This window comes from Bradyrhizobium sp. ORS 375 (assembly GCF_000239775.1).
Classification (GTDB): domain Bacteria; phylum Pseudomonadota; class Alphaproteobacteria; order Rhizobiales; family Xanthobacteraceae; genus Bradyrhizobium.
On record NZ_CAFI01000156.1, the window covers coordinates 31,224 to 56,584 of the forward strand.

General features: G+C 65.9%; 26 protein-coding genes. All 26 read right to left on the reverse strand.

Features of this window, described 5'->3' with window-relative positions; genetic code table 11:
* Positions 1–2: 2 nt before the first annotated feature.
* Complete coding sequence (gene hypE, locus BRAO375_RS13485) at positions 3–1,043, reverse strand: hydrogenase expression/formation protein HypE (RefSeq protein ID WP_009028026.1); 1,041 nt, start codon at positions 1,041–1,043, stop codon at positions 3–5.
* Positions 1,040–2,167 carry a hydrogenase formation protein HypD gene (hypD, locus tag BRAO375_RS13490; protein WP_009028027.1) on the reverse strand — a complete coding sequence of 376 codons (1,128 nt, stop codon included), beginning with the start codon at positions 2,165–2,167 and terminating at the stop codon, positions 1,040–1,042. Before hypD ends, hypE begins: the two co-directional genes overlap by 4 nt.
* A complete protein-coding gene (locus BRAO375_RS13495; protein ID WP_035640213.1) occupies positions 2,164–2,400 on the reverse strand; it encodes a HypC/HybG/HupF family hydrogenase formation chaperone in 237 nt (78 codons plus the stop codon). Before BRAO375_RS13495 ends, hypD begins: the two co-directional genes overlap by 4 nt.
* Positions 2,400–4,658, reverse strand: coding sequence for a carbamoyltransferase HypF (gene hypF / locus BRAO375_RS13500; protein ID WP_009028029.1), 2,259 nt, complete (start codon positions 4,656–4,658; stop codon positions 2,400–2,402). Before hypF ends, BRAO375_RS13495 begins: the two co-directional genes overlap by 1 nt.
* Positions 4,655–5,629 (reverse strand): hydrogenase nickel incorporation protein HypB, encoded by a 975-nt coding sequence (hypB, locus tag BRAO375_RS13505; protein WP_009028030.1) that lies wholly within the window; start codon positions 5,627–5,629, stop codon positions 4,655–4,657. The genes hypF and hypB overlap by 4 nt, the downstream gene beginning before the upstream one ends.
* The gene (hypA, locus tag BRAO375_RS13510; protein ID WP_035640215.1) at positions 5,629–5,970 is read right to left on the reverse strand and encodes a hydrogenase maturation nickel metallochaperone HypA; all 342 of its coding nucleotides are present in this window, start codon (positions 5,968–5,970) and stop codon (positions 5,629–5,631) included. Before hypA ends, hypB begins: the two co-directional genes overlap by 1 nt.
* Positions 5,963–7,063: a nickel-dependent hydrogenase large subunit gene (locus tag BRAO375_RS13515; RefSeq protein ID WP_009028032.1), complete on the reverse strand. Its 1,101-nt coding sequence runs from the start codon at positions 7,061–7,063 to the stop codon at positions 5,963–5,965. The genes hypA and BRAO375_RS13515 overlap by 8 nt, the downstream gene beginning before the upstream one ends.
* Entirely contained in the window at positions 7,060–7,560 is a 501-nt protein-coding gene (gene hybE, locus BRAO375_RS13520; RefSeq protein ID WP_009028033.1) for a [NiFe]-hydrogenase assembly chaperone HybE, read from the reverse strand. The genes BRAO375_RS13515 and hybE overlap by 4 nt, the downstream gene beginning before the upstream one ends.
* Positions 7,557–7,769, reverse strand: coding sequence for a rubredoxin (locus BRAO375_RS13525; protein ID WP_009028034.1), 213 nt, complete (start codon positions 7,767–7,769; stop codon positions 7,557–7,559). Before BRAO375_RS13525 ends, hybE begins: the two co-directional genes overlap by 4 nt.
* Complete coding sequence (locus BRAO375_RS13530) at positions 7,766–8,629, reverse strand: hydrogenase expression/formation protein (RefSeq protein WP_009028035.1); 864 nt, start codon at positions 8,627–8,629, stop codon at positions 7,766–7,768. The genes BRAO375_RS13525 and BRAO375_RS13530 overlap by 4 nt, the downstream gene beginning before the upstream one ends.
* On the reverse strand, positions 8,626–9,072 hold the full coding sequence (locus BRAO375_RS13535; protein WP_009028036.1) for a thioredoxin domain-containing protein: 447 nt from the start codon (positions 9,070–9,072) through the stop codon (positions 8,626–8,628). The genes BRAO375_RS13530 and BRAO375_RS13535 overlap by 4 nt, the downstream gene beginning before the upstream one ends.
* Before the next feature lie 225 nt (positions 9,073–9,297).
* Positions 9,298–9,588: a HypC/HybG/HupF family hydrogenase formation chaperone gene (locus BRAO375_RS13540; RefSeq protein WP_009028037.1), complete on the reverse strand. Its 291-nt coding sequence runs from the start codon at positions 9,586–9,588 to the stop codon at positions 9,298–9,300.
* Between the two features lie 28 nt (positions 9,589–9,616).
* A complete protein-coding gene (locus BRAO375_RS13545; RefSeq protein WP_009028038.1) occupies positions 9,617–10,204 on the reverse strand; it encodes a HyaD/HybD family hydrogenase maturation endopeptidase in 588 nt (195 codons plus the stop codon).
* Between the two features lie 14 nt (positions 10,205–10,218).
* Entirely contained in the window at positions 10,219–10,962 is a 744-nt protein-coding gene (cybH, locus tag BRAO375_RS13550; protein ID WP_035640216.1) for a Ni/Fe-hydrogenase, b-type cytochrome subunit, read from the reverse strand.
* 15 nt (positions 10,963–10,977) lie between these two features.
* On the reverse strand, positions 10,978–12,768 hold the full coding sequence (locus tag BRAO375_RS13555) for a nickel-dependent hydrogenase large subunit (protein WP_009028040.1): 1,791 nt from the start codon (positions 12,766–12,768) through the stop codon (positions 10,978–10,980).
* A gap of 21 nt (positions 12,769–12,789) precedes the next feature.
* Complete coding sequence (locus tag BRAO375_RS13560) at positions 12,790–13,875, reverse strand: hydrogenase small subunit (RefSeq protein ID WP_009028041.1); 1,086 nt, start codon at positions 13,873–13,875, stop codon at positions 12,790–12,792.
* A 226-nt stretch (positions 13,876–14,101) separates the two neighbouring features.
* A complete protein-coding gene (locus BRAO375_RS13565) occupies positions 14,102–15,541 on the reverse strand; it encodes a nickel-dependent hydrogenase large subunit (RefSeq protein WP_009028042.1) in 1,440 nt (479 codons plus the stop codon).
* Positions 15,538–16,554: an NADH-quinone oxidoreductase subunit B family protein gene (locus tag BRAO375_RS13570; protein ID WP_009028043.1), complete on the reverse strand. Its 1,017-nt coding sequence runs from the start codon at positions 16,552–16,554 to the stop codon at positions 15,538–15,540. The genes BRAO375_RS13565 and BRAO375_RS13570 overlap by 4 nt, the downstream gene beginning before the upstream one ends.
* Positions 16,555–16,577: 23 nt before the next feature.
* Positions 16,578–17,681 carry a HoxN/HupN/NixA family nickel/cobalt transporter gene (locus tag BRAO375_RS13575; protein ID WP_035640217.1) on the reverse strand — a complete coding sequence of 368 codons (1,104 nt, stop codon included), beginning with the start codon at positions 17,679–17,681 and terminating at the stop codon, positions 16,578–16,580.
* Positions 17,682–17,867: 186 nt separating this feature from the next.
* On the reverse strand, positions 17,868–19,184 hold the full coding sequence (locus BRAO375_RS13580; protein ID WP_009028045.1) for a trypsin-like serine protease: 1,317 nt from the start codon (positions 19,182–19,184) through the stop codon (positions 17,868–17,870).
* 140 nt (positions 19,185–19,324) lie between these two features.
* Positions 19,325–20,032, reverse strand: coding sequence for a phosphate regulon transcriptional regulator PhoB (gene phoB / locus BRAO375_RS13585; protein ID WP_009028046.1), 708 nt, complete (start codon positions 20,030–20,032; stop codon positions 19,325–19,327).
* A gap of 16 nt (positions 20,033–20,048) precedes the next feature.
* The gene (gene phoU / locus BRAO375_RS13590; RefSeq protein ID WP_009028047.1) at positions 20,049–20,765 is read right to left on the reverse strand and encodes a phosphate signaling complex protein PhoU; all 717 of its coding nucleotides are present in this window, start codon (positions 20,763–20,765) and stop codon (positions 20,049–20,051) included.
* Positions 20,766–20,793: 28 nt separating this feature from the next.
* The gene (gene pstB / locus BRAO375_RS13595) at positions 20,794–21,615 is read right to left on the reverse strand and encodes a phosphate ABC transporter ATP-binding protein PstB (RefSeq protein WP_009028048.1); all 822 of its coding nucleotides are present in this window, start codon (positions 21,613–21,615) and stop codon (positions 20,794–20,796) included.
* Entirely contained in the window at positions 21,612–22,457 is an 846-nt protein-coding gene (pstA, locus tag BRAO375_RS13600; protein WP_035640224.1) for a phosphate ABC transporter permease PstA, read from the reverse strand. The genes pstB and pstA overlap by 4 nt, the downstream gene beginning before the upstream one ends.
* Before the next feature lie 62 nt (positions 22,458–22,519).
* The gene (gene pstC, locus BRAO375_RS13605) at positions 22,520–23,515 is read right to left on the reverse strand and encodes a phosphate ABC transporter permease subunit PstC (RefSeq protein ID WP_035640220.1); all 996 of its coding nucleotides are present in this window, start codon (positions 23,513–23,515) and stop codon (positions 22,520–22,522) included.
* A 95-nt stretch (positions 23,516–23,610) separates the two neighbouring features.
* Entirely contained in the window at positions 23,611–24,621 is a 1,011-nt protein-coding gene (gene pstS, locus BRAO375_RS13610; protein WP_009028051.1) for a phosphate ABC transporter substrate-binding protein PstS, read from the reverse strand.
* Between the last annotated feature and the right edge of the window lie 740 nt (positions 24,622–25,361).

A 25,361-nucleotide genomic window follows, 5' to 3' on the forward strand; every position in this document is an offset into this window, starting at 1 on the left:
TCTCAGCAGATCCGCGGCAGCTGCTCGCCCGACAACCAGTCGACAATGCGGCCGCCGCCGAAGCTCGTCGCCATCTGGACGAAGCGATGGTCATCGGCCACGGCTTCGCCGATGTCGGCTGCGTCGCGTCCGAGCGGATGCGCCTTCATCACAGCGAGCACGGCTGCCGCTGCTTCGGGGGCGACCACCGCAACCAGCTTGCCTTCGTTGGCGACGTGCAGCGGATCGAGCCCGAGCAGTTCGCAGGCCGCGGCGACCGCCGGTTTCACCGGAATGGCCTCTTCCTGCAGCCGGAAACCGAGATTGGACTGCTGGGCGATCTCGTTCATCGTCGCCGCGAGCCCGCCGCGCGTCGGATCGCGCATCAGCCGGATACCCTGGCCGCCAGCCGCGACCATGGCGGCGACCAGACCGTGCAGCGACGCCGAGTCGGAGACGATCTCCGTGTCGAAGGTCAGGTTCTGTCGCTTCGACATGATGGCCACGCCGTGGTCGCCGAGGCTGCCGGACAGCAGCACGCGATCACCCGGGCGAGCCTTGTCGGCGGAGAGGTCAAGACCTTCAGGAAGCACACCGACGCCCGCGGTGGAGATGAAGACGCCGTCGGCCTTGCCACGCTCCACCACCTTGGTATCGCCGGTAATGATCGCAATGCCAGCTTCACGTGCGGCCTTGCCCATCGCGTCGGCGATCAGCCTCAGATCGGCGAAGCGGAAGCCTTCCTCGATGATGAAGCTCGCCGACAGATACAGCGGTCTCGCGCCGGCCATGGCGATGTCGTTGACCGTGCCGTGCACCGCGAGAGAGCCGATATTGCCGCCAGGAAAGAACAAGGGCGACACGACATAGCCGTCGGTCGTCATTACCATGCGGCCGGCGGCGACGTCGAACGCCGACTGGTCGTTGCCGCGCGCCAGCCATTCGTTGCCGAACGCCTCGTGGAACAGGCCCGAAATCAGCTGCGCCATCGCGCGGCCGCCGGCGCCGTGCGAGAGGTCGACACAGCCGTTCTTCAGGTCGAGCCGACGCTGATGCATGCTCATGAGGCGAGCCTCCGCTGATGGTCGCGAAAGCGGCCATAGGTCCAATGCGCCGCGCAGGCGCCTTCCGACGACACCATGCAGGAGCCGATCGGCGTCTCCGGCGTGCAGGCGGTGCCGAACAGCTTGCAATCCACCGGCTTCTTCAGTCCACGCAGAATAGCGGGACATTCGCAGGCCGGATTGTCGGCAACGACGAGCTCCGCCATCGCGAACCGGAGTTCTGCATCGAGATGCGCGAACGCCGGCCGCAGCTTCAAGGCGCTCGCTGGGATGCTGCCGAGGCCGCGCCACTCGAACTGGTCGCGCAGCTCGAAGATCTCGGCCACTTCCCTGATCGCGCGCTGGTTGCCGCTGCCGTTGACGGCGCGGCGATACTGGTTCTCGACCTCGTGGCGGCCGTCATTGACCTGCTCGATCAGCATCAGGATCGCCTGCATCATGTCGAGCGGCTCGAAGCCGGCGATCACGACCGGCTTGCCATCGTCACGCGCAAACGGCGCATAGGGCTCGGTGCCGATCACGGTCGAGACGTGGGCGGGACCGACGAAGCCGTCGATCTCGATCGGGGTATCGCTGTCGAGAATCGCGCGCATCGCCGGGGGCGTCAGCACGTGGTTGCAGAATACGCTGAAGTTTGCGAGCTGCTTTTTCTCTGCCGCGCGGATCATCACCGCGGTGGGCGGAGTTGTGGTCTCGAAGCCGATGGCGAAGAACACGACTTCGCGGCCCGGATTCTGCTCCGCCAGCGCAATCGCATCCAGGGTCGAATAGACCATGCGGATGTCGGCGCCGCGCGCCTTGGCCCTCAGCAGCGAGGAGCCGCGCGAGCCCGGGACGCGCATCAGGTCGCCATAAACGCACAGGATGATTTCGGGCCGCTCGGCCAGCGCGATCGCCATGTCGATGCGCCCGGCCGGCAGCACACAGACCGGACAGCCGGGGCCATGGATCATGCGCACGTTGTCCGGCAGCATGTCCTCGAGGCCATAGCGCGCGATCGCATGGGTGTGGCCGCCGCAGAACTCCATGAAGCGGTAGGCCCGCGCAGGATCCGCCTTGGCGCGGATGGCACGGGCGAGGCCGACGGCCAGCTCCTTGTCGCGAAACTCGTCGGCGTATTTCATGATGCCACCTCCGTTACCGCCGCGCCCATCTGCCGGAGCAGGTCGAGCGTCTCGCGCGCCTCCTCCGGATCGATCTTGGTCAGCGCATGGCCGACATGAAGAATGACGTAGTCGCCGACGGCGATCTCCTCGATCAGCGCGACCGAGACCTCCTTGCTGACGCCGTCGATCGACACGATCGCCATGTCGTCAGGCAGCAGCTTGATCACCTCGGCAGGAATGGCCAGGCACATCAGACGATCCCTCCAGATTGCTTTTCTTGCTCGATCACTTGCAGACCCGCGACCCAGGCCTGCCCAAGGCTCAGGCCACCATCATTGGGCGGCAGCCGCCGCGGCAGCCGCGCATCGACGCCGACGGCGCGACAGCCCCGCACGATCTGCTCCGACAAATGCGCGTTGAGGAAACAGCCGCCGCCCAGTACGACCGTGCTAAGAGCGGTCGCACGGGACGCTGCCGCGATCCAATCGACACAGGCGGCAGCCAGCGTGCCGTGAAACAGGCCTGCGGCCTCGACCGCGTCCAACTTGCTGTTGATCAGATGAGCAAGGAGCGGGCCCAGCGACAGCACGCGATCGACGATGGTCCAGCCGTGCTCCAAGACCGCGGGGGTGCGCACCAGCGCCTCGAGCTTCATCGCGGCTTCGCCTTCAAAGCTCTGTTTCGCGCAGACTCCAAGCAATCCCGCCACGGCATCGAACAGCCGCCCGGCGCTGCTGGTGACAGCAGCATCGGCGCGGCCGAGCAGCATCGGCAGATGGCACGCCTGCGGCTGGCCCGGGAAGCGCATGACGATCTCGTCATCGCGTCCGAGATCGTGCAGCACGGACGCCGCCATCCGCCACGGCTCGCGCGCGGCGCGGTCGCCGCCTGGCATCTTCAGCGGCGCCAGATGGCCGAGGCGTTGGAAACTGGCACCGTCACACAACAGCAGCTCACCACCCCAGGCGCCGCCATCGCTGCCGTAACCGTAGCCGTCGAGCACCAGCGCAAGCGCAGGTGTCCGCAAGCCGCGCTCTGCGATCACGGACGCGGCATGCGCATGGTGATGCTGCACGGCGAATGTCGGCAGACCGGACCCTTGCGCGTACCGCGTCGATGCCATGTCGGGATGCAGGTCGTGCGCGATCGCCACCGGCGTGACGTCGAGGATGGAGGTGAGATGGGCGATCGTCTCCTCGAAGAAGCGCACCGCCGCCGCAGTGTCGAGATCGCCGAGATGCTGCGACACGAACGCCTCGTCGCCGCGGATCACCGTCACCGTCGCCTTCAGCTGTGCCCCCACCGCAAGGAGGGGCGGCAGGACGCGGGGCAGCCGGATCGGCTCCGGAACATAGCCGCGTGCGCGGCGGATGAACCGCGGCGTCCCCGCTACCACGGCCACGACGGAATCGTCGGCGCGGATGACAATGTCTCGGTCGTGCGTCACGATCAGATCCGCGATGCCAGCAAGATCGGCCAGTGCCTCGCGATTGTCGGTCAGCAGCGGCTCGCCGCTGGGATTGGCGCTGGTACAGACCAGCGCCCATGCAGTGCCGTCACCACAGGCTTTCAGCGCGTGAAAGATCAGATGATGCAGCGGCGCGACCGGCAGCATCACGCCGAGTTTGGCAAGGCCGGGCGCAATCGATGGCGCTAGGCACTGGCGCGAACGCACCAGAACGATCGGCCGCGCCACCTGCTCCAGCACCCTACGCTCGACGTCATCAAGCTCGGCAATCTCGGTCGCTGCATCGCCCGACGCCAGCATCACGGCAAATGGCTTGCCGTCGCGCTGCTTGCGTGCGCGCAGCCGCTGGACGGCGCGCTCGTCGCGCGCATCGCACAGCAGCTGATAGCCGCCGAGGCCCTTGATCGCGACGATCCCACCATCTGCCAGCGCCGCCGCGATGTCGCGGATCTCGTGGCTGAGACGCGGTCCGCAGTCCGGGCAGGAGATCGCCTCGGCATGGAAGCGCCGCCCACTCTGATCCTCATAGTCCACGCGACAGGCCCCGCACAACGGGAACCGCTTCATCGCCGTAGTCCGACGATCGTAAGGCAGGCGCTCGGCGATCGTGAACCGCGGACCGCAATGGGTGCAGTTGACGAAGGGATAGAGGTGGAAGCGGCTGTCGGGATCGAACAGCTCCGACAGACAGGCCGGACAGGTCGCGGCATCCGGCACGATGCGGGTGGTCACCCGGCCACCGACGCTCTCGCCGATGCGAAAATCCGCGCTGGCCTCGGTTGCGATCGTTTCGACGGCGATGTCGTCGATGCGGGCCAAGGGCGGCGCCTGCCGCGGCAGCGCCTCGACGAACGACACGACGTTCTCGCCCTCGACCTCGATGACGACGCCATCAGCGTCGTTGACGACGAAGCCGCCGAGGCGGTGTCGCGTCGCGAGCCCATGCACATAGGGGCGGAAGCCGACGCCCTGCACGGCGCCGCGAACGCGGAGCCGGAGGCGCGTGCGATCCGCCGCCAATGTCGGGCCGGCCGTGCTCATCCCTGCACCGCGCCCAACGCGCTCGCTCGCATGCGGTCTGCCTGTTTGCGGATCCAGGCATAGAAGGCGGAGAAGCCTTCGCCGGTCTTGGCCGAGATCGTCAACACCTCAATTCTGGGATTGACGCGGCGGGCATATTCGACCGTCTGCGCCAGATCGAAGTCGAGCACCGGCGCGAGATCGATCTTGTTGATCAGCATCAAGGCTGACGCCGCGAACATGTCGGGATATTTGAGCGGCTTGTCCTCGCCCTCGGTGGTCGAGAACACCACGATCTTGCAGGCCTCGCCGAGATCGAATGCGGCCGGGCAAACGAGATTGCCGACATTCTCGATGAACAGGAGACCGCCGCGCAGCGACGGCAGCCGGCCATAGGCCTCGCCGACCATGGCCGCATCGAGATGGCAGCCCTTGCCAGTGTTGATCTGGATCGCCGGCACGCCCGTCGCGCGGATGCGCTCGGCATCGTTCGAGGTCTGCTGATCGCCCTCGATCACCGCAACCGGGCGGCTCTGCTTCAGATCGGAGACGGCGCGCACGAGCACCGATGTCTTGCCCGCGCCCGGGCTGGAGACGAAGTTGAAGGCCAGCACATCCTGCGCCGCGAAGCGCGCGCGGTTCTCCGCGGCGAGGCGGTTGTTCTTGCCGAGAATGTCGCGCTCGATCTGGATGATGCGCCCGCTCGACAGCCCGGCGATCTCCTGCCCCGCCGGATTGGCCGCGCAGTCGATGTGATCGGCAGTGCCATGGGCGTGATGGTGATCATGCGCATGATCACCGTGGTGATGGTGGTGGCCATGGTCATGGTCATGATCATGGTGGTGATGGCCGTGATGGTGATGATGCCCGGCATGATCATGTCCGTGATCATGTCCGTGGGCATGATGATGATCGTGATCACTGTGATCATGATGATGATCGCCCGCTTCGATCGCGGATTTGCCGTCGCCGCAGCCGCACACCGTACACATCACTCGACCTCCAGCTCCTTGACCCGCATGTCCTCGCCGCCCGTCACCTGCAGCTGATGGCTGCCGCATTCGGGGCAGGCATCGTAGCGCTGGCTGATCTCGACGCTGCGCGAGCAGCCGAGACACCAGGCCGTGCCCTTCTGTTCGATGATCTCGAGCGCCGCGCCGCGCGCAATCGTGTTGGTGGTGACCGCCTCGAAGCAGAACCGCAGCGCCTCCGGCGCGACATGGCTGAGCGCGCCGATTTCGAGCCACACCGTCTTCACCTTGGAGAACGTGCCCTTGCGCGCCTCGGCCTCGACGATCTCGACAATGCCCTCGCACAGCGCCATCTCATGCATCGGCCAGCTCCTGCACCGTCAGGCTGAAGCCGACACAGGGATCGAACGATCCGACCATACCGTGCACAGCATCCCGGTCCTCGGCGCCGCGCAGCACGGCGCCGGTGAGGCTGGTCGCGACCGGTCCGCGCGGATGGAAGTTCCACTCCGTCGGCGCGAGATACTCGAATCGTGAGATCTGCCCTTGCGTATCCAGCTCGACAACATGATGCAGCCGCCCGCGCGCGCATTCGACCGCAGCGGCGCCACGGCGTGGACCGAGCGTGTAGCCCGCGACAAGGTCCTCTTCGCAGGCGTCGTCATCCGTCTCACCGTGCTCCATCCATCGTATCAGCACGGCCAACTCTGCGATCCTGGCCGACAGTCGCTCGGCCGGACCAGCGGGCAGCCGGCTGCGCGCATGCCGCGCCCAGACACCTGTCTCGGGAATACGGCCATCGAGCTCAGGCGCGTCGGCGAACGCGGCCCCCTCGTCCATCAACCGGGTGACGACGGCGCGATCGTCTGCGGCCGACAGGACGCCATGCACCGATGGCATGTGCCTCCATCCTCCCTCTTCGGCAGCCTTGCGGGCCGCCGCCATCAGCCTTGCGACTGGAGTTCCCGGCGCAACGATCTCCAGTGTGGAGCCTATCCCCAGTTCGTCCAGCGCCATCTTGATCTGTGACAAGGTTTCCGAGCGGGACTGCCCCGGCGCCTTGTCGGGACGATCAGCCTGCAGCGAGCTGACCGCCTGTAACAGCCGCTGCGCCAGGGACAGCACGGCGCGGTCCCCGGCCATCGTCCCGAGCAGCAGCCCACGCAACAGCTCGGCGAGACGCTCCGCAAGCACGGCCTTGATGCGCCGATGGCGGGTCAATGGGGCCGCCTGCTCACCGCGCGCAGCTTCGATTGCCGTCAGCAGCGCAACCTGATGCGCCCCAGCGCACAGCGAGAACAGCCGCGGCAGCCCTGCCAGCAGCATCTCGGCTGGCTTGCCGGCGGCCAGCCGGCCCAGCGGCGGCCGCGTGCGTGGCTGGATGTCGACGCGCGTGATCCGCTCATCGGTGACCGACAGCGTCAGGTCGATGCGATTGCGGAAGGCGAGCGTCATGGGCGACGCTCCGAGAAGGTGCCGCGCAGGAAGGCGCGGCGATCGACGGCACGCGATGCCTGCGCGGCGTTGGCTTCGTCTTCGGGAGCGGCCAGCATCACCGCCAGAGCGGCCTCGGCTGCGACCCGCGCAGCCGCCATGTCCTCGAACTCGGACATCGGCGAGAACAGCGAGCAACTGGCGATACGTCCGCCCCCGGCAACATCACCGATCGTGAATTCGAACCAGCCGGCGGGCAGCGCGATCTTGATGGTCGATCCGACATCGCCCTGCCCGACCGGAGTGACCACATTCATGAACCAGGGTGTGACGATGATGCCGATCGTCCGCTCATGGACTTTGGTGAAGCCGATGGCCTCGACCTCGAGCGCATCATGATAGATCGGCAGCTCGCGCACCGCCCGGTCGCCGATCTCACGAAAGACCCCGGCGAGGCGCTCGCCCCACGCGGCCGGCGCGAGCTCGTCCGTTCCATGCCCGGCCGCGGCTGCGCTCATGGCTCGACCACCATGAACTTGGCCTTCGGCGCGTCGCAGTTCGGGCAGTGCCAATCCTCGGGCAGCACCGAGAACGGCGTGCCCGGCGGAACCTGCGCAACGCTGTCGCCCTCGGCGGGATTGTAGCGCGTCCAGCAGATGCCGCATTCCAGCGATACGTCATCGGCGAGATCGCCGCGAACGCCGAAATTCTCGAAGCCGCCGCTCATGTGAAATAGGCCTCGATGATCTGCCTGAGACGCTCGGCCGAGTCCTCGAAATCCTCGGGCGCAGCAAGCGCGACCACCGGCACGCCGCCGACCTCAAGCGTGTCCAGGATGATCGTGTCCATGGCGTTGAAGAACTGCACCGACCAGACATGGCGCACGCCGGTCGCGAGCACACGGCAGGTGCCATAGCCGCGCGACATCAGCTGGATCGGCCCGTTGCCGAGCGTCTCCTGCAGGAAGCTCATGTCGGCTGGGCTCATCGGCAGCAAGGTGAAGTTGATGGTCTGCGAGCGCTGGCCAGGACGCCAGGACAGCGCGCGCTCGCGAATCTCCGCCAGCACCGGCATCGCATTCATCGTGCCCTCGGGCGCTGGCCCGATCACGACGTCGTCAGCCGTCAGATCGACCGCGGCGCGCGCGACGATCTCGGGCACGGCGCCGACCTCGATGTAGTCATGGCTCTCGTCACGCTCGAGCCTGACACGCCAGATGCCTGCGAGCACGGATTCCTGGATCTGCGCGAGCGAGCCGTCGGGCAGCGCCACCACGCCGGCAACCTCGCCTTCTCCGAGCACGTCGTCGATCAGACGGCGTTCGAGGTCGTTGAGACCGGCAAGCCGGAACAGCTGGGTCGGCGCATCGGCGGTCTGCGCTGCGACGGCTGATGCGATCGTCGACAGCAGCTCGACCGCGCGCGGACAGCTGCGCGCGAGCGCCTCCGAATCCAGCGAGGCAAGCTTCGCCAGCGCGCCCGAGGCCGTCAGCCCCTTGTACTGCGCCTCGAGCGCCTCTTCCCCGATCGGAAACACGCTGACCGGCTGCTCCGCACCTTCGGGCGCGATCCAGAATCCGGGCTTCATCGGTCAACTCCTGAAGGCTGATGTGATGGAAGGATGCTGGCGACCACCGACGCAGTCGCGCCTGCCGGGCGATCGATCAGGCGCGAGATGCGGTCGACATAGACGGACCAGTCCTGGATCTTCGCGATCAGTCCGAGCGTATCGGTCCCGCGGCAGAGGATCAGACTGGGCTGCACACGAACACCGAACCGCGTCCCGAGCTCGGCCTCCGCGTCGCGCGCAATGACCGCACCGCGCAGCCGCCCCTGAAACGCCGTGATCAGCTCCGGCAGCACGATCGCCACATCGAGCGCTTCGGGAAATCGCGCAGGGTCCCCGGCTGACAGCAGCACGGCAATTGCGCCAGCGCCATGCGCGTCGTGAAGGAAGTCGTCGACCGTCGAGGCATCGACTTCCGGCAATCCGTTTCGCCTGCGCGCGGGCTCACGCTGCAGCATCTCCATCGACGTCTCCCCCTGACCAGTTTTCGTTGACGTGTTCTGGATGGTCAGCAATCAACGTGCCAGATGCCGTCTCAGCGGATCCATTTTCAAGTTATTGAAAACGATAAGCATTTTTTGATGCCCGAGGCAGCGCGAAGCGCCTTGCCAAGGAACTTTGCAGAGGCATGCTGCCAACTTTCTTTACTCATGGCAATCTTGTTTTCAGGCTGGTGCGGGGGCACTGCGCTAGCGCAGATGCTCCGGCAGCTGCGGCTCGCGTCCGATCAGGTCCGCGAAAAAATCGTCGCAGTTTTCACCATTCATCGCTGCGTGCAGCCCCCGCAGCGCCTCGCTGATCAGCCGGGCTTCCTCGTCGTCGAGAACGCGGACGGCGTTGTCGAGATAGACCAGAACCTTTGCGCCGACCGGTGGATCAGACAGCAGCAGCACCGAGACGCGGCGTTGCTCGCCATCGAAGCTGCACAGCGCCGAGACGCCGTCGGTCTCCACGATCGTCATCGGCAGACCCAGACACATGTCACTCTCCCTCGCGGCGGCCGGCGCTTCACTCTGCCGCGTCCGCCCGCATCTCGTAGCTGTGATGATCGATGTCGTTGGCGAGCAGGCGTTCGTCGCCGGCGAGCGGCTCGGGTCGCAAAGCCGCCGAGATGCCCCATTCGGCCAGCACGGCGTTGGCCAGCTCGATCGCGGGAGCGATCTGCGCGCGCACCGGAGGGGTGAGCGGTCCGCCCCAATCCTCGAGGTCGAGCGGCTGGCAGCCGATCAGCGCGAGGCGTTGCGGATAGCGGCCGAGCAGATCGGCCGCGCTCAGCACCTCTTGAAAGCCCGTCTGGTGCAGGCTCATCTTCTTGGCGCCCGTGAAGCGCGGCACTTCCTCGTCGCGGACGAGCTTGAGCTCGCCCGGCACAAGGCCATAGTCGATGGCATCGAACACGATCAGTCCTTGGGCCTCCTCGACGTAGTTGACGAGATAGAGCCCTTGCGTGCCGCCATCGAGAATCGTGACGTTGTCGGGCACGGTGTAGCGGCGGTGAAACTCCTCCACCACGCGCACGCCGAAACCTTCATCCGCCCACAGGATATTGCCGATGCCGAGCACCAGGATGCGGTCAAGCTTCGCGTCGTCGGCCATCTCGGCGCTTCCTTTCATTCGCGGAACTGCCGCTCGCCCGATATCATCGACGAGATGATGCTCTGGCGGGACATGATGTCCTCGCGGATCGCTGCATAGACGTGCACCATCACGAACATCACCAGCGCCCACATGCCAAGGTGATGCCAGGTGTGGACGTCCTGGCTGTTCGGCCAAATCGCAAACACCCAGCCGAACAATTTGTGCTGCCAGCTGTCGATGCCCGTGCCCTCCGAATAGAGCGCAAAGCCGGTGACGATCATGAAGGCGACGAACACCGTGAACCCGGTGAACATGGCCGTCTGCGCCAGCGGGTTGTGACCGACATACATCTTCGGCTCGCGTTCCAGGAACGCGTACCAGCGAATCTCGTGCAGCACTTCCTTCCAGAACTGCTTGCGATGCACCGGAATGTAGAAGATCTGCCGCGAGTGGTGATTGCCGACGAACGCCCAGAGAATGCGGGCGAGGAAGAACACCGCCAGCACCTGCCCGGCTGCGAAATGGGCGAAGCGGATGTAACCCATCACGAAGTTCGCCGACGCCTCTCCCGACACCGTCGGGAGCGGCGTTCCGATCAAATAGCCGGTGACCATCAAGATGAGGATCGCGAACGCATTCACCCAATGGCAGATGCGGACGGGCGCCTCGTAGACATAGACCGTGGGCCGACCGACCGCATGCTCACCGGCGGCGTCAGCCGCAATCGCGCTCAGATTTGGCTCGGCTTCCGTGGGACGTGCAACTGCATCCATCATGACGCTCCTCCCGCCCTACCTGACCTTGACCTCGGCCAGCTCCTGGCCGTCCGGACTCATGACATGCGTGGAGCACGCCAGGCATGGATCGAACGAATGGATCGTGCGCAGGATCTCCAGCGGTTGCTCGGGATTGACCATCGGCGTGTTCATCAGCGAGGCCTCGAAGGCGCCGATGTTGCCCTTGGGATCCCTGGGCGAGCCGTTCCAGGTCGTTGGCACGACGCACTGGTAGTTGTCGATCTTGGTGTCCTTGATCTTGATCCAATGCGCCAGCGCGCCGCGCGGCGCCTCGGTGAAGCCGACGCCCTTGGCCTCCTTCGGCCAGCTCTCCGGCTTCCATTTGTCGACATTCGCCGTCGAGCTGTCGCCCGCCTTGATGTTGGCGATCAGCTTGTCCTGGAAGTAGCGCATCTGGCGTCCCGCCCACACCGACTCCAGCGCGCGCGCCGCGGTGCGGCCGAGCGTGGAGAACAATGCCGTGAGAGGCAGGTCGAGATCCTTGAGGAACTTGTCGACCGGGTCCTTGAACTCCGCCTTGTTCTGCGCGTAGCCCACCACCCAGCGCGCCAGCGGACCGACCTCCATGGCATGCCCGCGCCAGCGCGGCGCCTTGATCCAGGAGTACTTGCCGCCCTCGTCGAGCTCCTTGATGTCGGTCTTGGTGCCCTTGGCGTTGGGGCCGAGCACGTAGTTCGGCTCGGTGATGCCGTCCCAGGGGTGCAGCCCCTTGGTCTCGTCGGGATATTTGTACCAGGAATGAACGACGAACTCCTGGATCTCGTCCGGGTTGGCGTGATCGACCGGAAACACCTCGGACAGGTTGCCGTTGATGATCGCGCCTCGCGGCAGCTTCAGGCTCTTCGCCGAATAGTCGTTGGCATGCTCCGGCACGTCGCCATAGGCGAGGACGCTCTTGCTGGACAGGCCACCGCCGTAGAGCCAGTCCTTGTAGAACGATCCGATCGCCGCGACGTCAGGCAGGTAGACCAGCTCGTTGAATTCGATCAGACGATCGATGATCGATGAGACGAGATTCAGCCGCTCGATGTTGATGGCGCCGACCGCACCGGTACCGTCGATGTTGATCGGACACGGCACGCCGCCCACGAGCCAGTTCGGGTGCGGATTCTTGCCGCCGAAGATGGTGTGGATCTTGACAATTTCCTTCTGGAAATCGAGCGCCTCCAGATAGTGCGCCACGGCCATCAGGTTGGCTTCGGGCGGCAGCTTGTAGGCCTTGCTGCCCCAATAACCGTTCTTGAACGGGCCAAGCTGTCCGGATTCGACGAACTTCTTGAGGCGGGTCTGCAGATCGCGGAAATAGCCCGGCGAGGACAGCGGCCAGCTCGAGATCGACTGCGCCAGCGTCGACGTCGCCTTCGGATCAGCCGAGAGTGCCGAGACCACGTCGACCCAGTCGAGCGCGTGCAGATGATAGAAGTGCACGACGTGGTCGTGCACCTGCAGCGCCAGCTGCATCAGGTTGCGGATCGAGTTGGCATTCTCCGGGATGGTGATGCCGAGCGCGTTCTCGACCGCGCGCACCGATGTGAGGGCGTGCGTTCCGGTGCACACGCCGCAGATCCGCTCGGTGAACGCCCAGGCATCGCGCGGATCGCGGTTCCTGAGAATCACCTCGATGCCGCGCCACATCGTTCCGGTAGAAACCGCGTTGCGGATGACGTTGTCGGAATCGACATTGACCTCAACCCGCATGTGTCCCTCGATGCGGGTGACCGGATCGACGACGATGCGCTTGCCGGAATTGTCGAGATTGAAGCCGTTGGGTGTCTGGATGCCCATCGTAACCTGCCCTGAATCCAATTAATGATCTTGCTTGGTGTCGTCGCGCTTGGTCGCGAGCCGCTTGACCGCAGTGACCGCCGCATGCGCTGCGACTGCCGCGCCGACCGTACCCGCAGCCACCATGCCGACCTCGTCGGCGTTGCGCTCGATGCCGAACTGCTTGATGTTGGTGAGGCGGTCGTAGAACGAGCCCTTGTCCCAGAAGCCGTCCTCTGAGCAGCCGATGCAGCCGTGACCGGACTGGATGGGGAACGACACGCCGCCATTCCAGCGCACCGTCGAGCAGGCATTGTAGGTCGTCGGGCCCTTGCAGCCCATCTTGTAGAGACAGTAGCCCTTGCGCGCGGCCTCGTCGTCCCATTCCTCGACGAACTGACCGGCGTCGAAATGCGGCCGGCGATAGCATTTGTCGTGGATGCGCTGCGAGTAGAACATCTTCGGCCGGCCCTGGCGGTCGAGCTCCGGCAGCTTGCCGAAGGTGGTGATGAACGTGACGACACCCGTCATGACCTCTGCGATCGGCGGGCACCCCGGCACCTTGATGATCGGCTTGTTGGTGATCACCTTGTCGATCGGGGTGGCCTGCGTCGGGTTCGGCTTCGCCGCCTGCACGCAGCCCCACGAGGCGCAAGCGCCCCAGGCGATAATCGCCATGGCGTCCTCGGCCATCATCTTCAGCTTCTCGACGAACGGTTTGCCGCCATCGATGCAGAACATGCCGCCTTCGTTGAGCGGCGGGTTGCCCTCCACCGCGAGAATGTATTGTCCTTTGTACTTCGCTCGCGTCTCTTCCAGGATGGCTTCGGCCTGGTGGCCGGCCGCCGCCATGATCGTGTCGTCATAGTCGAGCGAGATCATCGACAGCACGGCGTCCTTCACCAGCGGGTGCGCGGAGCGGATGAAGCTCTCGGAGCAGCAGGTGCATTCGAGCCCGTGCATCCAGATGACCGGCGTGCGCGGCTTGGCCTCCAGCGCATTGGCGATCCGCGTGGCCGCGAGCGGGCCCAGTCCGAGACTCGTCGCCGTGAGGCTGCAGAATTTGTGGAAGCTGCGCCGCGTGATGCCCTGGCGCCTGATCACGCTATAGAAAGTTTCCGCGCCCATGAGTCCTCCCCCTGTCATCACCTTGGCAACCGTTGTGGTCGCTATCTGACAGAGGGGGACAGCAAGAAGCAGGCCAGCGCCCAAGCTGATTTTGAATCATAATGATTCCAGATGCTTGGAGTTGGAAGCTTGGCGCGGTCTCCAGCTCAGACCGTGATCTCGCGTGACAATCGGAAATCAAGCGCTTTGCACCCGGCAAGCTGGTTTCCGCTCGCGTACGGCGCGCTCAATGCGCGGTGCAGACCATGCAAGGGTCGAAGGATCTGACGACATGCTGGATGCTGACGGCGCGCGCGCCGGCATCTCCGACCGTGGTGCCGACCAGCGCCTGCTCCAGCGGACCGGCGACCCCATCCGCATCGCGCGGTGAGAAGTTCCAGCTGGTCGGCGCGATGATCTGATAGCGCGCGATGCTGCCGGAGCGCACCGCGAGCCAATGACCGAGGCTGCCGCGCGCGGCTTCGACGAGGCCGACGTAGTTGCCGTCGGCCGCTTCGCCGCAGGTCTCGCAGAACGGCTCGCTCAATCGCAGCGCCTTGATCCAGCCTTCGATCGAGACCGCGAGCTGCGCCGTCTCGATCAGGCGAGCGATGACGCGGTTGCGGACGTTGCTTCCGCTCTCGGACACGAGCGCGCTGATCAGCGTCTGGCCGTCAACGGCCTGCCGCGCCAGCGCACCGACTTCGACAGGCTGTCCCGCAAGCCGCGGCGCCTTGCACCAGCTATAGGCGTCGGCCTTGTCGGCATCGGGCTCGGTGCGGCTCTCGGCCGGATCAAGCGAGCTCTCGCGCATCCAGGCGTGCGACACGTCCTCCGTGATCCGGTCCGATGGCAGAGCCTCGACCCTTCCATCGCTGGTGCGAAGCCCGGCGCGGAAGCGGGCGCCGTCAGCATCGTGATACGCCCCGAAGCTCATCAGCAGGCCGGGACCCGCTCCAAGATGCGCCAGATCGAGTGCATCGGCGATGCGCAGGAACTGCGCGAAGTCGCCGCTACGTCCCTCCCGCCAACGATCGAGCTCGTTCGGCGTCGCCAGCGCGAGCACGTGTTCGAGCTTGTCCGCAAACACCACGCGTTCGAGAAAACCGCGAAACGAGGCCGCGATCGCGTTGAGCCGGATGCGCTCGCCAAGCTCGACCGCACGCGTCGTGCCACCCGGTTGGAACGCGAGGCTGTGCGGCCATTTGCCGGCGATCACGCCCATGATCTCCAACAGCCGCGCCCGCGCCGGCAATGCGTCACGCGCCGCCGATCCCTTCGTCGCAGTAAAGCGCTCGGCGGCCGCGCCATGCCACGCGTGGGACGCGTAGGCCTCGCGGGCGAAGTCGGGCATGAAGAAGATGTAGAAGTGGGTGAGATGATCCGCGGCATTCTCGGCCGCGTGCGCGATGTTGGTCGCGAGCACGCCGTTGGGCGCGGTCACCACGCCCATCGCCTGACGCAGCGCGGCTGCGGCGGCGATCGACTGCGAGACCGAGCAGATGCCGCAGATGCGCGGCGCGATGACCAGGGCGTCGAGCGGCGGCCGTCCTTCCAGGATCTGCTCGAAACCGCGATAAAGCGGCGCCGTCACCTCGGCGCGCGCGACGCGGCCGCTCTCGATGTCGAGGCGGACCTCGAGGTCTCCCTCGACGCGATTGAACGGACCGACCGTGATCCGCGTCATGAGCTGCGCTTGTCGCCGGACCGGCCCGGCGGCACCACGACGTGGTCAGCGGTGGCGTTGACGCGAACGCGGCGCGGTGTCGCCGATTTCGACAGCGCGGCGAGCGCGACGAACCACGCCTTGGGCATGTCGGTCGGAAGCCCCACGGGAATGCCGGCGAGCTTGGCGGTCTGCAGATAGTTCTGCGCGCTCTCGAAGCCCGGCGAGGTACAGGCGATGCAGGCGTAGCCGCCCTTGGTGCAGGAGCCGCCACCGTTCCACGAGCGTTGATTGCAGTCGCCGACCGCCTGCGTCGCGCGGCAGCCGAGATGCTCCATCAGACAGCCGCGCTCCGACATGGTCTCCGCGCTCGCCTTGAACTCGTAGAACTCGTTGCGCGAGCAGCCATGGTGCGCGAGGTGGTTGGCGATGAAGGTCGGTCGGCCGACCGCGTCGAGGCCGTCGGCGGTCAGGTCGCCCGATGTGAGCGCCAACAGACTTTCCATCATCCAGCCCGGATGCGGCGCGCATCCGGCGATGTTGATCACCGGCAGCCCGCGCTTCGAGCGAAATCCGGCGCCGAGCGCGCCGCCGGCATCGCTGCCTTCGAACTGCAAGCCTACTGCATCGGTCGGGTTGATGCCGGCGGCGGGAATACCGCCATAGGCGGCGCAGCTGCCGACCGCGACCACGAAATCGGCGAGCGGGGCGAGGTCGAGCAGCCAGTGATAGATCGAGCGGTTGGTGCCGGCGAGCATGTTGAAGCGGCCGCTCAGATGCGGCCCGCGCGCGACCGAGCCTTCGAGCACCAGGAGATCGAGCCGCTCGCGGCCGTCGCGGATCGCCTCCAGCAGCTCGACCACCTCGTCACCGGTCTCCTCGCTGACGGAGGGATGCCAGATCAGGTCGATGCCGGATTGGCGCAGCTCGTCGAACCAGCCGGACGCACCGCTTTCCAGGATCGACATGGTGCAGCCGCCGCAGCTCGCACCCTGCAGCCACAGCATCCTGGTCATGTTCTCCGCGCCGGCCATGATCCGTACCCGTGCGTTCCGCCCTACTTCGCCGTCGGGTTTAGCGCCCCGGCGCGAACGGTGGCAAGCTCACCGCCCGACGTATCCGCGGTACTACTGGAGCGGCGGCCGAGCAGCACGGCGCCCACCCAGATCAGGCCGAACAGACCGATGGCCAAGAGACCGAGATTGCCGAGGTCGTCCCCGAGGGCAGCCACGACATCGGCCCAGCCTCCAGAGAAGCCAAGTCGCGGAGCCAGCAGCGCGACCGCCTCGACGCCGCCGATCACCAGCGCAATTGCAACCGAGACGCCGGTGATCACCAGATTGTAGCGCCGCTTGCGCGCGGGATCGGTGAGCGCCCAGCGATAGGCGCCGACCATCAGCATGCTGTCGGCGGTGTCGACGGTGGCCATCGCCGCGGCGAACAGAGCGGGGAACACAAGCACATGGGCCAGGCTCGCGCCACGCGCCGCCTCGGTGGCGGAGAGGCTGAGCAGACCGATCTCGCTGGCGGTGTCGAAGCCGAGGCCGAACAGGAAGCCGAGCGGGTACATGTGCCAGGCGCGCGAGACGATTCGGAGCACGGGCCGCAGCAGACGAATGAGCAAGCCGCGCCCCACCTCACCGGCCGCTTCGCTGCCGGGATGGGGATGAGACGGGCGGCGCCAGAGGTTCACGAACAGGATCAGGTTGGCGACGGCGATCAGCAGCAGGAACCCTGCCGAGACCGACGTGCCGATGGCTCCACCGATCGCCCGGATCGTGCTGTCCTCGCTCAACAGGTCGGCGCCGGCCACGAGGCTCACCACGATGGTGGCGATCACGACGACGCTCGAATGGCCGAGCGCGAAGTAGAGTCCCGCGGCGCGCGGCCGGTCACCATCCTGCACCAGCTTGCGCACCACATTGTCGATCGCCGCGATGTGATCCGCGTCGACGGCGTGGCGCAGACCGAGCAGCCAGGCCAGCAGCGCGGTGCCGACGATGGCGGGCCGTTCGGCATAGAGCGCAAAGGCCCACGCCCAGGCGAGCGCGTTGGCCAGCACGAGGCCGGCCAGCATCACGAGGTTCCGGCCGCCGTCGGTGCGGAGCCGGGCCGCGAGCGCGGCGGCAGGCCGGGGATGATCAATTGGCAAAATCGTCATACTGGGACAGGAGAGCAAGAGCCGCGCCAAAAGGCAAGGCTCGCGCTCCCGCGGCCAAATCACCCCGAAATCAATCGGCGCGGCTCGCTTGAACCGGATCGACCTCCTCCCCTTGGCAAGACGCTATCCGGTCAAGCACAAACATTGACCAGCCGGCGACCAACTCATTTCCTCCCTGCTCCCGCCTCATCGCGCCGACGCGCTCTGCGCGGCGATCTCGCGGCGCACTGTCGCCTCGAACTGGCTCGCGGGCGCGGCGAACATCAGCCGGGTCTCCTCATGGAACGCCGAGAAGATCCCGACCACGGCCGGCTCGCCGCCGATCTCGGCGAGGATCGGCGAGCCCGAATAGCCGAAATTGGCGAGGCAGTGCACCGTCAGCAGCCTGGCATCCTTGGTCATCCCTGCGCTGCAATGGCGCTGGCCGGTCGGCGAGTAGCGCCGCTCCTGGCCATAGCCGATCTCGGAGATGGTGCCGGCCTTGGTCGCGGCCGCGAGCTCGTCGCGGCTCATGGCCTTGACCGCCACCGGCTTCGACGGCAGCGCGTCCTTCAGGATGATCAGCGCCCAGTCGGCCGGAGAGCGGTCGAGCGACCATCTGTCGTGCTGGGTCGGGACGAAATCCGGCGCCACGATCAGCCGCTCGGCTGCGGAGGTCGCTGCCGGCGTGCCCTTGTTCATGCCGGCGAGGAAGCGGACATTGCCCGGGCTGACCTGCGCGAGGCCATTGAACACGCAATGCGCGGCGGTGAGCACCACGCGTGGCGCGACCAGCGTGCCGGTACACCAGCCGCCGGTGGAGTATTGCGCCACGGTGACCACGCCGATCGACGCAGCCGGCCAGGAGGTCGGGTCCACGACCTCGCCGATGTGCCGGTCGAGCCCAAGCAGCTGCTCGGGGCGCGGATTGGCGACGCCGGCGTCCGCCGATTCGAATTTCGGCTTCCAGCTCGCAATCGCGTCCTGCGCCTGGGCACGCTGCGCCTCGGTGAGCTTGACCCGCTGCACGTCGCGACCGGCCGAGCGCACGCCGTTGCGGCCGGCCATCACCAGCCAAGCATAGCCCTGCACGACATCCTGGGTCACGCCCCGGCCATCGAGCATCATCAGGCCGAGCATGTACTGCGACTGCGCGAAGCCCTGCGCCGCTGCGCGGCTGAACCAGCGGCCGGCTTCGACGTAGTTGCTCGCGACGCCTTCGCCATTGATGTAAGCGATGCCGAGATAGTGCTGGGCGACGGCAAGCCCCTGATCGGCGGCCTTGCGGTACCAGGCCAGCGCTTCGGCCGGGTTGCGCGGCTGGCCCCAGCCGAAGGCGTGCATGAAGCCGAGGTCGAACTGCGCCCGCGCATCGCCCCTGGCGGCCAGCGGCGTGAGCCGCTTGAGGGCAGCGGCGTGCTGGCCATTGCCTGCCGCGGTGACGGCGTCCTCGAGCTCGGCGGCCGCGGCGCCCGCGACGCTGCCGAGCAGAACGGCGAAACTTATGAGGATGGTCTTGATCAAGGGCGTTCGCTGAGACCGGAACATCGGCCGCCAAGCAGGCACGATCAAGACGGCGGCGGCGTGGCGGAAAGCGGACCGCGATGTCCTTATTCCGGCCCACTCGCGTCTCACGCCTGCTCCAACCTCCGCCAGGTCGTCCCTTACGCCTGCTCGCTCTTGGCGAACCGGTCGTCCAGCGCGTAACCCGCGCCGCGCACGGTGCGGATCGGATCCTGCTCGCGGCCCGGATTGAGCAGCTTGCGCAGCCGGCCGATGTGCACGTCCACGGTGCGTTCGTCGATATAGATGTCGCGGCCCCAGACGCTGTCGAGCAACTGCTCGCGGCTGAACACGCGGCCGGGATGCTCCAGGAAGAATTCCAGCAGCCGATACTCGGTCGGGCCGAGATCGATCGGCCGGCCCGAGCGTGCGACGCGGCGCTTCTCACGGTCGAGCTCGATGTCGCCGTAGGACAGCACGGTCGCCAGCCGCTCCGGGCTGGCACGCCGCAACAGGCCCTTCACGCGCGCCAGGAGCTCCGGCACCGAGAACGGCTTGACGATGTAGTCGTCGGCGCCAGTGGCAAGCCCCCGCACCCGCTCGCTCTCCTCACCGCGCGCGGTGAGCATGATGATCGGCAGCTGCTTGGTCTCGGACCGCGCCCGCAGGCGGCGGCACAGCTCGATGCCGGAGAGTCCCGGCAGCATCCAGTCGAGCACGACGAGGTCGGGAACGCGCTCCTTCAGCCGCGTGTCGGCCTCGTCGCCGCGCGCCACGGTCTCGACCTCGTAGCCTTCGGCCTCGAGGTTGTAGCGCAGCAGCGTCGTCAGCGCCTCCTCGTCCTCAACCACCAGAATTCGCGCGCCCATGATGGAATCGTCTTTCTCAGTTGCCGGGGATCGTGGCTGCGAAGCTGGTCATGTCGCCCTTCGGGCGCTTGTCCATGATCTGCTGGCCCTCGATCATATAGAACACGGTCTCGGCGATGTTGGTGGCGTGGTCGCCCATCCGCTCGATGTTCTTGGCGCAGAACATCAGGTGGATGCAGAACGAGATGTTGCGCGGATCTTCCATCATATAGGTCAGGAGCTCGCGGAACAGCGAAGTGCAGATCGCATCGACCTCCTCGTCGCCCTTCCAGACCGTCATCGCCGCCGGCAGGTCGTGCGCGGCATAGGCGTCCAGCACCGTCTTGACCTGCGACTGCACCAGGTCGGTCATGTGCTCCAGGCCGCGGATCAGCTTCAGCGGATGGAAGTCGCTCTCCAGCGCCGCGACGCGCTTGCCGATGTTCTTGGCAAGGTCGCCAATCCGTTCCAGATCGGTCGCCACGCGCATCGCGCCGACGATCTCGCGCAAATCCACCGCCATCGGCTGGCGGCGGGCGATCGTCAGCACTGCGCGCTCCTCGATGATGCGCTGCAGCTTGTCGACCTCGACGTCGGCGGCGACCACCTTCTGGCCGAGCGCCACGTCGCGCCGCACCAGCGCGTCGACGGAATCGACGATCAGCCGCTCGGCGAGGCCGCCCATCTCCGACACCAGCCGGGTCAGGTCCTGCAGATCGCTGTCGAACGCCTTGGCGGTATGTTCACTGGCCATGATGATCTCCTGAAGAATGCTGTCGGCGTCAGCCGAACCGGCCGGTGATGTAGTCCTGGGTCCGCCGATCGCTCGGCGAGGTGAAGATCTTGCTGGTCTCGTCGAACTCGATCAGCTCGCCGAGATACATGAAGGCGGTCTTGTCGGACACGCGCGCCGCCTGCTGCATGTTATGGGTGACGATCGCGATCGTATAGTTCTCCGCAAGCTCCTGGATCAGCTCCTCGACCTTGGCGGTCGAGATCGGATCGAGCGCCGAGCACGGCTCGTCGAACAGGATCACCTCCGGGCGGACGGCGACCGTGCGCGCGATGCACAGGCGCTGCTGCTGGCCGCCGGACAGCGACAGGCCGGAGGCGTTGAGCTTGTCCTTGACCTCGTTCCACAGCGCGCCGCCGCGCAGCGCCTTCTCGACCCGGTCGTCCATCTCGGACTTCGAGATCTTCTCGTAGAGGCGGATGCCGAAGGCGATGTTCTCGTAGATCGTCATCGGGAACGGCGTCGGCTTCTGGAACACCATGCCGACCCGCGCACGCAGCAGGTTGAGGTCGAGCTTGGGGTCGAGGATGTTGGTGTTGTCCAGCATCAGCTGGCCGGTGGCGCGCTGGCCCGGATAGAGGTCGTACATCCGGTTGAAGATGCGCAGCAGCGTGGACTTGCCGCAGCCGGACGGGCCGATGAACGCCGTGACACGGTTGGTGCCGAGCGTCAGGTTGATGTTCTTCAGCGCATGGTGATCGCCGTAATAGAAGTTCAGGTTGCGCGCGGTCACCTTGGCCGGCGCCTCGGGGAGCGGCTGGCCGTGAAGGGCGTGAGCGGGCTGACTGACGGAGACGGACAGTTCGGTCATTTCGTTTTCCTCTCGGCGCCGAGAATGCGTGCACCGACGTTCAACGCGAGCACGGCCAGAGTGATGAGAAGGGCTCCGCTCCAGGCCAGCTGCTTCCAATAGGCATACGGGCTCTGGACGAAGTTGTTGATGGTGACGGGCAGGTTCGCCATCGTCTTGGAGAGGTTGAGGCTCCAGAACTGGTTCGACAGCGCGGTGAACAACAGCGGTGCGGTCTCGCCGGCGACGCGGGCGGTGGCCAGCAGCACGCCGGTGATCAGGCCGGAACGCGCCGCGCGGTAGGCGATGCGGCGGATCACCAGGGAGCGCGGCAAGCCGAGCGCCGAGGCTGCCTCGCGCAGCGGGTTGGGCACCAGCAGCAGCATGTCCTCGGTGGTGCGCAGCACGACGGGGATGACGATGACCGCCAGCGCCAGGGCGCCTGCGATGGCCGAGAAGCCGCCCATCGGCACCACCACGGCGCCATAGATGAAGAGACCGATGATGATCGACGGCGCCGACAGCAGGATGTCGTTGATGAAGCGGATCACCGAAGTCAGCCGGTCGTTGCGGCCGTATTCGGCGAGGTAGGTGCCGGCGAACAGGCCGAGCGGCGCGCCGATGCCGACGCCGATGATGGTCATCATCACCGAGCCGACGATGGCGTTGCGCAGGCCCCCCTCGCTGGCGCCGGGCGGCGGCGTGTCGGCGGTGAAGACCTGAAGGCTCAGGCCCGCGAGGCCGTTGTAGAACAGCGTGAACAGGATCAGTGCCAGCCAGGTGACGCCGAAGGCCGCGGCGGCGATGCACAGGCCACGGACGACGATGTCCTTGCGGCGACGGCGCGCATAGATCGGATTGATTGGATTGACCGGCGTATCGACGGTGGACATCTCGACGCTCGACATGGGTTATTCCCCGCCCTTTACTTTCCGGCCTTGGCTTCGAGTCGCGCCAGCATCAGCCGGGCGCTCGCCAGCACGAAGAAGGTGAGGACGAACAGAAGCAGGCCGAGCAGGATCAGGCTCGACTGGTGCAGGCCGTCGCTCTCCTGGAATTCGGAGGCGATCGCGGCCGAGATCGTCGTGCCCGGGGCAAAGATCGAGGACGAGATCCGGAACGAGTTGCCGATGATGAAGGTCACGGCCATGGTCTCGCCGAGCGCGCGGCCCAGCGCCAGCATCACGCCGCCGATCACGCCGACCCTTGTGTACGGGATCACGACGCTGCGGACGACCTCCCAGGTGGTGCAGCCGACGCCGTAGGCAGCCTCCTTCAGCACCGGCGGCACCGTCTTGAACACGTCGACCGAGATCGAGGTGATGAAGGGCAGCACCATGATCGCCAGGATCAGGGACGCGTTGAACAGGCTGAGATAGGACGGGGGACCAGCGAAGATGTCCTGCAGCACCGGGATGTTGGCGCAAAGGTTGATCATGAAGGGCTGGAACGTGGTGGCCAGGAACGGGCCCAGCACGAAGAAGCCCCACATGCCGTAGATGATCGAGGGGATGCCGGCGAGCAGCTCGATGGCGAGGCCAATCGGACGGCGCAGCCATTGCGGGCACAGCTCGGTCAGAAAGATCGCGATGCCCAGACCGACCGGAATGGCGATCAGCATGGCGATGAAGGAGGTCACCAGCGTGCCGTAGATCGGACCGAGCGCGCCGAGCACCGGCGGATCGGCCGAAGGCGCCCAGCGCTTGGTGACGAGGAACTGGAAGCCATACTCCTTCATCGCCGGCCAGGCGCCGATGACGAGGGAGATGATGATGCCGCCGAGGATCAGCAGCACCGAGATCGCCGACAGGCGGGTGATCCAGTAGAAGGTGATGTCGCCGAGCTTGAACGCGCTCAGCGCGCGGGCGCGGTCATAGGGCCCTGCGGCCGACATGTCGCCGACTTCGGATTGAACCGCCATCTCCGCCAAGTCCGCCCCCTGTTTCCTGGTCACGCTTCAACCTTGAGAAAAGCCCCTCTCCCGGGACGGGAGAGGGGTATTCGTTAGCAGAGAGCTCAGCTCTTGATGTCGGCCGACCAGGTCTTCTCGATCAGCTTCACGACGCTGTCGGGCATCGGGATGTAGTCGAGCTCCTCGGCCATCTTGTCGCCCTTCTCGAACGACCACTTGAAGAACTTGATGGCCTCGGCGGACGCCGCCTTGTCGGTCGGCTCCTTGTGCATCAGGATGAAGGTTGCCGCCGTCATCGGCCAGGACTTGTCGCCCGGCTGGTTGGCAAGGATCACATAGTAGCCCGGAGCCTTGGCCCAGTCAGCATTCGCGGCGGCGGCCTGGAAGGCCTCGACCGTCGGCTGCACGGTCTTGCCGGCCTTGTTGATCATGCCGGTATAGGTCAGCTTGTTCTGCTTGGCATAGGCGTACTCGACATAGCCGATCGAGTTCTTGGTCTGGCTGATGTTGCCCGACACGCCCTCATTGCCCTTGGCGCCGACACCGACCGGCCATTCGACGGCAGTGTTGAAGCCGACCTTGCTCTTCCAGTCGGCGCTCGCCTCGGAGAGATAATAGGTGAAGTTGAAGGTGGTGCCCGAGCCGTCGGAGCGGCGAACGACGGCAATCGCGTCGGACGGCAGCTTGACGCTGGGGTTCAGCTTCTTGATCGCGGCGTCATCCCACTTGGTGATCTTGCCGAGATAGATGTTGGCGAGCGTTTCGCCGTCCAGCACCATCTCGCCCGGCTTCACGCCCTCGAGGTTGACGACCGGCACGATGCCGCCCATCACCATCGGCCACTGCACCAGGCCGTCCTTGTCGAGCTGCTCGGCCTTGAGCGGCGCGTCGGTGGCGCCGAACGTCACGGTCTTGGCCTGGATCTGCTTGATGCCGCCGCCGGAGCCGATCGACTGGTAGTTCAGACCGTTGCCGGTCTCCTTCTTGTAGGCGTCGGCCCACTTCGAATAGATCGGGAACGGGAACGTCGCGCCCGCGCCGGTGATGTCGGCGGCAAATGCCGACGTCGATGCGGCGACCAAGCCGGCAGCGACGAGTGCTTTGACGAATTTCATAGCTGGTCTCCATGCTTGGGAAGCGAAGCGCCATATGCACCCGATTGCGCTTCCCGGGCCGCTTTAAGGGGCCTCGATGCCGCTTTTATAAAGGTTCGATGACAGCTGGATGACAGTCACAACCCATTGATTAATATTGAAAATCAGACTTCGTCCCGAATTTCTACGGTCGATCTGACCGTGTTCTCTGAGACTTCCACACCATCCTTGAGAGAGCGGCGCTCACGGGCTCTGCGGAGGTATGATGCAGGCCGTTATTACTGGACAAGAGATGCTGGGTGCTCCGCGCGTTTGCCACGATGCGCGCATCACATTCGGTGTCGTCCCGGCCCTGAGCCGGGACCCATAGCCACAGATCGATGTGGCGGGCGGGATCTGTCCACCCGCGTGCCTCAAACATCTCCCCTGGGGTTATGGGTCCCGGCTCAAGGCCAGGACGACAGCGGAGGTCCTGGTCGGCGCCTTTCATCTCACTGCCGAGCTGAAGAAAGATCATCGACAAGCCATGAAGATCGGACAAGCCACGGAGACGCGAGATTGCCGTCCCGCGGCACGGCGTGCCCGAGGCATGCATCGGTCATATCCCTCCTGAATCGAGAGGGCGCGGAGAAGGCCGGGAGCCTGCCGCCCCCATGGCCCGCCTGCAGAAAGAAAAGCAGGCGGCAGTCACCACAGGTTCGGCTGGGACATCCCGGCCTTCCCCGCGCGATTGGTTTTACGGTGTCCTTCGTGCTCTCCCT

Bases quoted from the DNA above. Each gene is read 5' to 3' on its own strand.
- BRAO375_RS13540 (WP_009028037.1), bottom strand. From the start codon at position 9,588: ATGTGTCTGGGTCTGCCGATGACGATCGTGGAGACCGACGGCGTCTCG.
- pstS (WP_009028051.1), bottom strand. From the start codon at position 24,621: ATGAAATTCGTCAAAGCACTCGTCGCTGCCGGCTTGGTCGCCGCATCG.
- BRAO375_RS13555 (WP_009028040.1), bottom strand. From the start codon at position 12,768: ATGGGCATCCAGACACCCAACGGCTTCAATCTCGACAATTCCGGCAAG.
- cybH (WP_035640216.1), bottom strand. From the start codon at position 10,962: ATGATGGATGCAGTTGCACGTCCCACGGAAGCCGAGCCAAATCTGAGC.
- phoU (WP_009028047.1), bottom strand. From the start codon at position 20,765: ATGGCCAGTGAACATACCGCCAAGGCGTTCGACAGCGATCTGCAGGAC.
- BRAO375_RS13515 (WP_009028032.1), bottom strand. From the start codon at position 7,063: ATGACGCTCGCCTTCCGCAATCGCATCGACCTGACGCTGTCGGTCACC.
- BRAO375_RS13495 (WP_035640213.1), bottom strand. From the start codon at position 2,400: ATGTGCCTGGCCATTCCTGCCGAGGTGATCAAGCTGCTGCCTGACGAC.
- BRAO375_RS13565 (WP_009028042.1), bottom strand. From the start codon at position 15,541: ATGACGCGGATCACGGTCGGTCCGTTCAATCGCGTCGAGGGAGACCTC.
- pstC (WP_035640220.1), bottom strand. From the start codon at position 23,515: ATGGCGGTTCAATCCGAAGTCGGCGACATGTCGGCCGCAGGGCCCTAT.
- hypD (WP_009028027.1), bottom strand. From the start codon at position 2,167: ATGAAATACGCCGACGAGTTTCGCGACAAGGAGCTGGCCGTCGGCCTC.
- BRAO375_RS13570 (WP_009028043.1), bottom strand. From the start codon at position 16,554: ATGGCCGGCGCGGAGAACATGACCAGGATGCTGTGGCTGCAGGGTGCG.
- hybE (WP_009028033.1), bottom strand. From the start codon at position 7,560: ATGAGCGCAGCCGCGGCCGGGCATGGAACGGACGAGCTCGCGCCGGCC.
- BRAO375_RS13525 (WP_009028034.1), bottom strand. From the start codon at position 7,769: ATGAGCGGCGGCTTCGAGAATTTCGGCGTTCGCGGCGATCTCGCCGAT.
- BRAO375_RS13560 (WP_009028041.1), bottom strand. From the start codon at position 13,875: ATGGGCGCGGAAACTTTCTATAGCGTGATCAGGCGCCAGGGCATCACG.
- phoB (WP_009028046.1), bottom strand. From the start codon at position 20,032: ATGGGCGCGCGAATTCTGGTGGTTGAGGACGAGGAGGCGCTGACGACG.
- hypB (WP_009028030.1), bottom strand. From the start codon at position 5,629: ATGTGTACGGTGTGCGGCTGCGGCGACGGCAAATCCGCGATCGAAGCG.
- BRAO375_RS13545 (WP_009028038.1), bottom strand. From the start codon at position 10,204: ATGGCCGACGACGCGAAGCTTGACCGCATCCTGGTGCTCGGCATCGGC.
- hypA (WP_035640215.1), bottom strand. From the start codon at position 5,970: ATGCATGAGATGGCGCTGTGCGAGGGCATTGTCGAGATCGTCGAGGCC.
- hypF (WP_009028029.1), bottom strand. From the start codon at position 4,658: ATGAGCACGGCCGGCCCGACATTGGCGGCGGATCGCACGCGCCTCCGG.
- BRAO375_RS13535 (WP_009028036.1), bottom strand. From the start codon at position 9,072: ATGGAGATGCTGCAGCGTGAGCCCGCGCGCAGGCGAAACGGATTGCCG.
- pstB (WP_009028048.1), bottom strand. From the start codon at position 21,615: ATGACCGAACTGTCCGTCTCCGTCAGTCAGCCCGCTCACGCCCTTCAC.
- hypE (WP_009028026.1), bottom strand. From the start codon at position 1,043: ATGAGCATGCATCAGCGTCGGCTCGACCTGAAGAACGGCTGTGTCGAC.
- BRAO375_RS13530 (WP_009028035.1), bottom strand. From the start codon at position 8,629: ATGAAGCCCGGATTCTGGATCGCGCCCGAAGGTGCGGAGCAGCCGGTC.
- BRAO375_RS13575 (WP_035640217.1), bottom strand. From the start codon at position 17,681: ATGACGATTTTGCCAATTGATCATCCCCGGCCTGCCGCCGCGCTCGCG.